This window comes from Nostoc sp. DedQUE04, from assembly GCF_034530995.1.
GTDB lineage: Bacteria > Cyanobacteriota > Cyanobacteriia > Cyanobacteriales > Nostocaceae > Nostoc.
In genome coordinates this window covers 1-9,158 of record NZ_JAVRCA010000124.1, presented here as the reverse complement: position 1 = coordinate 9,158, position 9,158 = coordinate 1, and the positions used below count along the sequence as shown (strand labels likewise).

Sequence of the window (9,158 nt, the reverse complement as noted above, 5' to 3'; positions counted from 1 at the left end):
TCTTTTCAACTCAGCTTTGCTGGGTCGTTTTTTGTTGCTTAGTCTAAACTCCAGTCCAGAAGGAACGATGGTTTGCGATTCTCGAAAAGCTGCTAAAAAAGGCATTGACGCTATGGCTGCTATTGTAGAAACAATGGAATCTCAAATTAACGTCGTTTCTGAGATTCGGGATTTTGTTAAAGACTTTAAAGAAAAGAAAATCACTATTCAAGAATTTCTTGATGGCCCAGTTTCTTTGCGCTCCACGGACGAGTCAATTATGGAAGATATTCTTGAGCAAATGTTGTCAGAGTTAATGAGATAGTAATTTAATTATTATTGAATAATATTTGAAAATCCTAACGTAACAGGATTATTCAAAAACTCCTGCTCTTTCAATAATAAACCATTCATGATATAAAACTGCTAAAAAAAATTCCTCTCCCTTCAAGCGATCGCATACCGCCATAAACCCAGAGAAAAAAGGATCATCTTCATAGGTAGTATTAGACAGAAAAACAGTTACAGAGTTGTTATCCATACTCCAGATACACCGGATTATGGTGATATTAGGATGATGTGATTTATCTACAGGTAATAATATCGGGCATCCTTGAACTGACAAAAATTCTGGCTGTTCATATCTGAGAACTGATTCCCAATCCTCTGGCCCTTCATGTTTTTCAATAATCCTATCCCATCTAACTGCCTTAATTTTTTCTAGGCTTTCTGCTGATAAGTCTGATAATTTCATAGCTTGTATCTCATGAAGTCTGTTTTAATAGCTAATATACATAAATCAGATTATCATCTCTTTATTCTAGTGGATTGCAGAGATATTTAGTATATGCAATACTGAGCTTTAGTAAAAATCTTAACCCGAAAATAGAATGATTGTTATGAAAGTTAAATATTATGATTGACCACGACCGCCTTTTCAAAGAATTATTATCTACGTTTTTTATTGATTTCCTTGATTTGTTTCTACCTCAAGTAGCCAGCCAAATAGATCGTAATTCCATCCAGCTTTTACCGCAGGAAGTATTTAATGATGTCACTTCTGGCGAAAAGAAGGAAATTGATTTACTGGCGCAGGTGCGTTATCAACAGCAAGATACTCGTTTTCTAATTCATGTTGAAAACCAGTCTTACACTGAAACAGCCTTTGCAAAGCGGATGTTTAAATATTTTGCGCGCCTACATGAAAAGTATGATTTACCGATTTACCCAGTTGTAATTTTTTCTTTTGATGAACCCAAACGCGCCGAACCCCAAAATTATCGCGTCACCTTTGGAGATTTAAAAGTGCTGGAATTTCAGTTTGTAGCAATCCAGTTGAATCGTTTAAGTTGGCGCGATTTTCTCACGCAGCCAAATCCGGTGGCGGCAGCATTAATGTCAAAGATGAATATTCGCCGTGAGGAACGTCCCCAGGTGAAGGCGGAATGTTTGCGGCTGCTGGCGACCTTAAAATTAGATCCAGCAAAGATGCAACTAATTTCTGGGTTCGTTGATACGTATTTGAGGCTCGACGATACTGAGAAACAGGTCTTTCAAGCGGCAATCAGTACAATGGGATTAGATGAACAGGAGGAAATTATGGAGATTGTTACAAGTTGGCAACAGGAAGGCGCTCAAAAAACAAGACAAGAGATTGCGCTGAACTTACTGCGCGAAGGTCTAGCTATTGAAGTAATTACACGGGTAACAGGTTTAACAGTGGAGCAAGTGCAGCAGTTACAAGCAACGCTGTCAAGAGAAAATTAATCTCAGTAGACATTCGTGTATCCTCATTGAGGTGTCACCCGAACCCGAATCAGATTTTTCACATCGGTGAGAGGTTAGAGTGATTGCACTTTTGTCAAGAAGGTGCGGGAAAAGGCGATAAATCCAGCTTTGAGACTGGCTTTCGTATGGCTTTGACAACTCCTAAATCTTGATTCTCTTTTGCAGCAAAGTACTTAATGGGGTCATTAGCGTTACCTTTTTCGTTTGCTACGCTGAAATGGTACAAACCTCGAAAAATCATCTCCAAAGAAATGCGGTCAAATGGTAAAGCTAATTCATCAGCTACCGCATCTCCCAAGTCAACTAATACTGCATAAAAGAGCCAAGTTGCCCAGACTTGTAACTTCACACCATTAATAGAACCAGTCCATAAATACGATAGTCCCAATAAACGTTTAACTACATAAAAAGCTTCTTCAATTCTCCATCTTTTTCGATATAAATCTGCCACGACATAGGGAGGTAATATCGCCGGATCGAGGACAGAAGTAATATAAGAATAACTAGTTTTACCAATTCTATCTCGTAATCCTAACTGCTTATAATATTTTTGTTGTGCAAAAACTGCTGGGGTTAAATATTGCTTCTAAATGATTAGCGATCGCTTCATTATCTATCGTGGGAGTGTGATGTCGTTGTGCATGGTCAGAGTTGACTTTTGGTCGCTTGGACATAGTAGTAAAGCAAACTTTCCATTACCTCGTTTGATAATTGAATTTACCTAACAATGTTGTCCACTTTTTACGTCGTTACAATACTTTTTCATCTGCTGTTTAAGCTATTAAAGATTTTTAAGATAATGATAATCAAAGATAGGTGGAGGAGGCGAGCGTCGCTCGCCTCCTCCACCTATCCTCCATACGATTATCATTCTGATTAAAGACGTTTTGAGTATTTTAACTGATTGACAAAAAGTGTTTTATCTTAACCTTTCACCGATGAGGGGATTCTGACAATAACAGTAATTGTAGACCGTTAAATCTACGATTTAGCAGGGAGCTTAAACCCAATTTAGCAAGGCAAAAAGGCAAAATTTAAAACTTATTCTTTCCTCCAGCAAGAATTACCCTCTGCCTTCTGCCTTGCCGGAGGCAGATAAATCTATCTTTGTAAGTCTACTTGTTGTATTTGAGATTTAGCTAATATTTTATCAATTTGAGTATTAACATCTTCAAAAGTTTGCAATATCTGTGGAGTTACTTTATTAGTTTGCACCTGACCAGATTGCAAGTTGAAAATTACCTCCCCATTTTTCTGCGAAATAGTTAAATCCCTCTGCTGGGTATTGAAAGCCAAGTCATAAATCTTTCCTTGAACTTGAGTACCATTTTCATTAGACTTACCCCAGATCATGCCAATCCTTTGAGCGATTTGAGTTAACCGACTGATGGCTTCAAGCTCAAATGTATCTTGATTCATTACTGTCAACGCTTCGGCTGATAATTGCTCACCAGCTTTAAACCCATTTGCAACTTCTACAATGCGTTTTTTGTAATTTTCTGACTTCCCTAACTTATCTGCGGCATTGTACCAATTTCTCAAGTCATCAATAGTAACTGTCGAGGGCTTCTCTACACCTAGAGGTTCGGTTTTTGTACTATTAGTAATGTCTATTGTAGAAGGAATAGTGGAGAGTGATGGAGTTATAGATTGGTTAGGTGGGGATTGCGCTGTTTGTTCTGGTGGTTTCAAAAACTGTGGCCGTGTAGCAAGGGAGCTAACAAATTGTTGATACTCTTGGGTTGACTCAATAATTCCTCCAAATTTCTTAGTCATATTATCCAAAGTTTTGGGAGGAATTGAACTACTGACTAAGTTAAAGACCGTTAAACCTTTTTGAGTTTCCCTGATAACATCATCTATTGCTACTTGCTGACATTCAACTTTTTGAGCAGCTAACCATTTAGTCACAGTCTCAGCTTTCTGGTTGTCAACAGCCAAGCCCATGACTCCAAGTTTTTTGTTTGATTGGGTAGAAAATAAGAAAGTTGGACGCTCTTTAATATGATGTAGAATTTTTGCACTACTATCAATCATATACAGTTGTTGAGGGTTAACCGATTGAGTCCCAAAAGCCTGAAATTCCTTCGTCCAAATAGTAGGATATTCAACGGTCTTAGGCTCAATTTGAGCGCAAATCACGGAAAAATTACTTTGAAGGATCGCGGGTGCAGGTGTAAGTTGTCCGGTTTTGAGTAGCCCAAGTTGTCTGAGCGCGTCTTTGTCTTTTTTAAAATGCAATACTCCCAAGGGTTCACCATTCAAAAATACAGTATCTCTAGTTTTAGAAGCTGAGGTTTCGATAGTCAGTTTTCGGTAATCTAAATCATCGAATGTCTTACCATAAAAATCATAAAAGTTAATTTTATTGATTTTGAGGAGATTACCATTTGGGGACTCACCCAGCACAAAAGCTTGATCTCCGGCTTCGGAGATAGAGGTAAGTTTTAATTTGAGGGGATTACCATTTTTTAGGTAATCAACTTGTTTTAACTGCTGGATAGAATCACTGTCTAACTCACCCAGAGTCAAAGCATCAAGTTTGATTTTTACTGTTTTATCAGGAATCGGCACAGTGCCAAATTCTAAGTTTACGGGTTCGGCGTTAAAAACAAGTCCTGCATAAGAGAAGTTCTTGAGTTCACGGATAGTAATTTCAACCGGCTCGTTTCCTGGTAGTCCAATAGTTGCTTTGGCAGTGGCAGGTTCTACCCCAACCATACAAGAGAGCGCTTTCGTACCAATGGGAAGCTGTGCAGTTCTGGTTTCAAGCATGGCGAATTCCTTATATTTGCCGTCACTATCCTGGACAAACATTAGCCTGGAAACATGGCGCTCATGTCCGACTAGGTGGTGAGAAGCTCTGATTTCTATAGGATGTTTTTCGGTTGGATTCCATTCTCGACCCAAAAAATGATTCGCTTCATTATTTAATGTGACTAACTTCGGCTCAGTAAATTGCAATTTATCTAAGCGAGAAATAATCTCATTGGGGAAAGCAGCGAAGGCGAAATTGGAAACTTTTTTAGCGTAGACGCGGAGCGGCTTGTCGCTAGACATCGCTTGGGGATTTGCGTTTTCTTTTCTTGCAACTTCGAGTTCATCCTGGCGGGATGCACAGATGTTCCAAGCGGCGGCGGCGGATGCAAGTTTTTCTGACTCTGGGATCTTCGAGGAGAATGCTTCTGCCGTCTCCTGCGCCAAGGCAAAGAGTAGTTTAGTTTGGCTTCTAGTAAGTTCTGGTTTTAGTTCTAGGAGTTTAGCTCCTGGTATGGTCGTCCCCGCCTTGAGATTGTAATCTGCTTGCGATTGTTGGCTAACTGTGCCCAGGTTGCGGTAAGCGGGTTTCTTATCCTCCCCAATCTCACCATTGATTTGTGCAACTGCTAGTAATTTATGGGGGCGTTCACTGTTTGTGAATTTAATCTCATCTAGGCGAATATTAAGTGTCTGGGCTTTCCATATTAGGGGATGCCCGTAGCGGGTGAGGTTGGTAATTTCGAGTTGCGTTCCTGAATCCGTTTGAATAATTGCGCTAGGGCCAGACTCTGTTTCTCGCCGCCTTGAGGCACGAACCGCAGCGTTGAATTTCAGATCAAACTCGTACTTGGCGGCGATCGCTGCAAATTTTTGCTGTGGTGTAAATTCTACTCCTTTGAATAAGTCTTTAAACTGGACGATGGGACGCGATTCTAACTGTGATTCTTGGAAATATTTATTAGTTTGGCTAATCAATAATTCTACTGGTGAGTAACCCTTTGGTGTTATACCTGTGTTTAAATAAACTGAACGAGATTTTTTATCTTTAATATAGTTAACATCACGATACAAGTAGCGATTGTTTTCCCTGATTTTATCCATCTCAGGTTTTTTAGCACTTTTGAATAAATCAACTGCTATTTGGTTTTGATAACATCCTTCTTCAATCATGCTCCGGTACATTTGACGGTTAATGTCCATTGCTTGCTGGATAATTTCGGGAGTTCTTTGAGAATAAGCAAGTTCAACAAACCCTTGCATATAAGGCTTGTATTCTTCTCGAATTAACTTTGGCTCTTTCTGGCGTTCTTGCTCAAACAGGGTTTCGTAATGGTTAGAAACTTGGTCTAGATAATTTGATTTCTGCTCAAAAGTACCGTAAGTCTTTAGTACCTCAATTTCTGATTCTAATGCCTCCAGTGCTGTCACTTGATTGTTGATTATGCCCACGCTAATGCTATCGCTCATGTGAATAGCGATTTTTTCAAATGGGGGCTGGCTTCCATCTGTGGGATCGTAAAATGATTGCTTTTTGAGCTTAACTGTCGGAGCATAAGCATTCTGGGGTTGGTTTCTGTACTCGGCTTCGGCTGTTAAGTTAGGGTATTTACTAGCTAGTGCCACACCAATGCAGTCACCATCGTAGTCTCGTGCTTGGCGTTCTGATTCGGTTTCTGCTGGGTCAATAAAATCAACATCGATTCCTTGCGCTTCTAACTCCGTAATTCTGGCTTGTATGCGCTTGTGGTCTTCATCACTAACTACAATTACACCTTCTAAAACCTTCCCATCTGGCCCGATTTGGTCTTCAACGTGCTTGTTGGTAGACACACACAATCCGTTAGAATTCAGAAAAGGAGAGCGAAAGTTAAGAACTTTTTCTCCAAGCTTCAGCCAAGGGGCACAGATTTCACCATTTTTGAGTTCCTTGGAGGGAATAATCATCCCTCGGTCAAAAGTGAGCGTTTTCCCAATAGCAATATCTCGCCACTCACTTTGTACAAAACGACTTAGCTCCTGCTTTACCTTCTCAGTTTCTAAAAGCTGTTGATGACCAAGTAAATCAGCTTTAATGAGTTTGTACATGAATAAGTCATCTTTGGCGGGGTCATCATCTAACTCCTGATCTGCATCTAAGTCATCATTTGTCCCTAAGTTTTTAATATCAGTTTCAAGATTTGTGACTTCTCCTGTTTTTGATTTGTTTTGGCTTAAGCATTCTTTACGTTTTTCGTATCTTTCACAATAGTAAGCAGCAACATTTCTTGGGTCATCTTGAATAGAGCCTAATCTTTGAGCTTGTACCTCTAGTGACTCGGCAAAATCTTTAATTCCTTGGGGGAAAGATGCCAGCAGTTGGGAGATAGACATCTGACCTTGTTGAGATTGCCCTTTTTCAGCTAACCAAATATTTTGCTGATATAATCCTGGCTGAATTTGAGGTTTAGTAGGGCCTTTGGGTCTATCCTTGTCTGTTCCCTTAAAACTGCTTATGGGGAGAATTATATCGATTTTTGGTTCATTTTTAGTATCTGCATATTTTATTCTATCTAGTCTGTATGGTCGGAGTGTTCCTTTGCCAAAGCGATATTTAGTCGTATCTTCTCCAACTCCATCTACCCAACCAAATCGATGCTGAATTACACGATAGCTTTTATCTGCTTGGGATTCTCTTAAGGTTACTTTGTCATAAAGTTGTGTTGAAATCTGCCCATAACAATCGCCAACTAATTTATATGCTAAATCATTCGATAATATTCCTCCATTTTCACCAGCCTTTTCAGTAGAATCATCTACTACCAAAATGTTTAGCTTTTCGTGAATCGCATTTTTACAAGCCCCAAGGAAGATGGAACCATAAGCCCCACGGTCTTTACTATCTGGACAAATTTTTTGAATCGTTTCTAAACATTCTTTATCTCCATAAAGTAAACGAGTCTTAGAAGACAGTAATAAAGTTTGTCCATCTGGATGATTCTTTAATTCTTCATCGTTGCTGTATTCATCTGAGTGTCCAAATGAGAATTCTTTACCAGGAAAGTAAAATTCTAGTAAAGTATTACTGACCTTTTCAGTTAAAATTGATTGAGAGTCAGTTTTGCTATCGTCTATATAAATCCAATGATTTAAACGAGGGTCAAAATGCTTCAATTCCAGAGTCATAAAATTTGAATTTTGATGAACATTAATTAAATTTTTGAGAGGTTTTTATGTCAAGGATTAAGCGTTGGATAAATATGAATAAAAAAGAATTCAACCCAGATGGAAGCTTGAAAAGTGAAGCTCGGCAAGAAATGTTATCCAAAGGTGAAGATCCAGGAGCAATTGATAGTTATGCTCGTAGAGCAAAAGAAGAGTATGACGAGTGGAAGCACTTAGACGAGACTGATCCAGAGCCGTGGCCAATCTACACAGCCTACGATTTCTTCACTGAACAAGAAAAAAAGCAATTTAACCCTAATGGTTCTCTCAGTCCTGAATATGTAGAGTACGCTCAGAAAATTGGTATCAGTGAAAGTGCCCTCGAACAGCTTGAGTGGCGTAAGAAAATAGAAGTCGAGAATTATGATGCTGTGTCTGCTGATTACGCAGAACAAGGTATTAACTTTGGTGAGCAGAAAATGAATGCTCTGATTGGCGCTAGCAAAACTTACGTTCAACGTCGGCAGCAGATGGAGCGAGACCTGCGTAACTTTGAGCCGGAAGACAGTTTGCCTTTCGACAAGGACACCTCTTATTAAAGTAGGTGAGTTACCCTGTAAAGAAAGTTTTATCCATCAAATGCAGTGATTTGACCTGAATATGTGAAAAAAAGCGATCGCCTCACCTTGGTATGAAAGTAAATATTCAAAAACTGCCTTTTTACTCCGTTGACTTGAAAGATTTTAGAGATTGTTGATGGAGTATCATAGTCAGTATCACAGTGCAGTAAATAAATATACCGCACTGTCACTGTGTTTATCTATGGTGTTTTCTACTGTGTGGTAGGGTGTTTTTTGATAATTGTTTGCTAAGAGATAATTCCGACGAAGAATTATTAGATATTGATGAAGTAGCTATTTTATACGTCGCAAAATAGCAAGGAATAGCGACTAAAAAGATTAAGGTAGCCTGACCAATTATTTTCCACGAGTGGAAGTCAGTTGAGACTGAACTCGCCGAAAGAAAACAGACTCTAACTTTTGCTGAGTCGTGCGATTTTTCAAGTACTCTAAAACTTGCAGACATTCAGATATGTCCTCGCCTTTGTAGACTTTTTGACACAGTAGAATTTCTAAGCGTTCAATGCGACGTTCTGGAGTTGATAAATTGATATCGTCCCAATCATCCCAAAGCAAGGTTTGTTGTAGTTCAGACATGAGCATTTCTTAATTATTTACGACGCTTGGATTTGTTCTTGTTACGTTCGTACTCAGCAAGGATATTTTTGAATTGTTGGGGAAGAATCACGGTTTTCTTATCTAATCGCAGTAAATAACATCCCTCAGAGTCACTTTTACAAGCGATGGTGGTAGGCCAGTTGAGTCCTGCGATTAGCCCAAAAGTAGTGAATGTGACAATGCCACTCAGGAAAAATCTAGTGTGGTAAAACTTACTAGAGAAGACGACTCTCTAAATTAGCCAAGTAACCC

6 protein-coding genes and 2 pseudogenes are annotated in these 9,158 nt (G+C 39.2%); 3 read left to right on the top strand and 5 right to left on the bottom strand.

What is annotated here, in order from left to right; all coding sequences use genetic code 11:
• A pseudogene (locus tag RM049_RS38725) lies at positions 1 to 304 on the top strand (molecular chaperone DnaJ); the annotation flags it as partial.
• A gap of 48 nt (positions 305 to 352) precedes the next feature.
• Here the strand turns inward: RM049_RS38725 and RM049_RS38720 are convergent.
• A complete protein-coding gene (locus RM049_RS38720) occupies positions 353 to 733 on the bottom strand; it encodes a hypothetical protein (RefSeq protein WP_322708035.1) in 381 nt (126 codons plus the stop codon).
• Between the two features lie 161 nt (positions 734 to 894).
• On the opposite strand from RM049_RS38720, the gene RM049_RS38715 reads away from it, so the two are divergent.
• Positions 895 to 1,746, top strand: a complete 852-nt coding sequence (locus RM049_RS38715) for an Rpn family recombination-promoting nuclease/putative transposase (RefSeq protein ID WP_322708034.1) — start codon at positions 895 to 897, stop codon at positions 1,744 to 1,746.
• Between the two features lie 106 nt (positions 1,747 to 1,852).
• Here the strand turns inward: RM049_RS38715 and RM049_RS38710 are convergent.
• The 3 genes and pseudogenes from RM049_RS38710 to RM049_RS38700 all read right to left on the bottom strand — a co-directional run.
• Positions 1,853 to 2,287 (bottom strand): annotated as a pseudogene (locus RM049_RS38710) (transposase); the annotation flags it as partial.
• Between the two features lie 19 nt (positions 2,288 to 2,306).
• Positions 2,307 to 2,441: a hypothetical protein gene (locus tag RM049_RS38705; protein WP_322708033.1), complete on the bottom strand. Its 135-nt coding sequence runs from the start codon at positions 2,439 to 2,441 to the stop codon at positions 2,307 to 2,309.
• 427 nt (positions 2,442 to 2,868) lie between these two features.
• Positions 2,869 to 7,689 (bottom strand): hypothetical protein, encoded by a 4,821-nt coding sequence (locus tag RM049_RS38700; RefSeq protein ID WP_322708032.1) that lies wholly within the window; start codon positions 7,687 to 7,689, stop codon positions 2,869 to 2,871.
• A gap of 47 nt (positions 7,690 to 7,736) precedes the next feature.
• Between RM049_RS38700 and RM049_RS38695 the strand changes: the two genes are divergently transcribed.
• On the top strand, positions 7,737 to 8,267 hold the full coding sequence (locus tag RM049_RS38695) for a hypothetical protein (RefSeq protein WP_322708031.1): 531 nt from the start codon (positions 7,737 to 7,739) through the stop codon (positions 8,265 to 8,267).
• A 378-nt stretch (positions 8,268 to 8,645) separates the two neighbouring features.
• Here RM049_RS38695 and RM049_RS38690 read toward each other — a convergent pair whose 3' ends face one another.
• Positions 8,646 to 8,885 (bottom strand): hypothetical protein, encoded by a 240-nt coding sequence (locus RM049_RS38690; RefSeq protein WP_322708030.1) that lies wholly within the window; start codon positions 8,883 to 8,885, stop codon positions 8,646 to 8,648.
• Positions 8,886 to 9,158 lie beyond the last annotated feature (273 nt).

Coding starts and splice junctions, on each gene's coding strand:
- RM049_RS38715 (WP_322708034.1), top strand. CDS start 895: ATGATTGACCACGACCGCCTTTTCAAAGAATTATTATCTACGTTTTTT.
- RM049_RS38720 (WP_322708035.1), bottom strand. CDS start 733: ATGAAATTATCAGACTTATCAGCAGAAAGCCTAGAAAAAATTAAGGCA.
- RM049_RS38700 (WP_322708032.1), bottom strand. CDS start 7,689: ATGACTCTGGAATTGAAGCATTTTGACCCTCGTTTAAATCATTGGATT.
- RM049_RS38690 (WP_322708030.1), bottom strand. CDS start 8,885: ATGTCTGAACTACAACAAACCTTGCTTTGGGATGATTGGGACGATATC.
- RM049_RS38695 (WP_322708031.1), top strand. CDS start 7,737: ATGTCAAGGATTAAGCGTTGGATAAATATGAATAAAAAAGAATTCAAC.
- RM049_RS38705 (WP_322708033.1), bottom strand. CDS start 2,441: ATGTCCAAGCGACCAAAAGTCAACTCTGACCATGCACAACGACATCAC.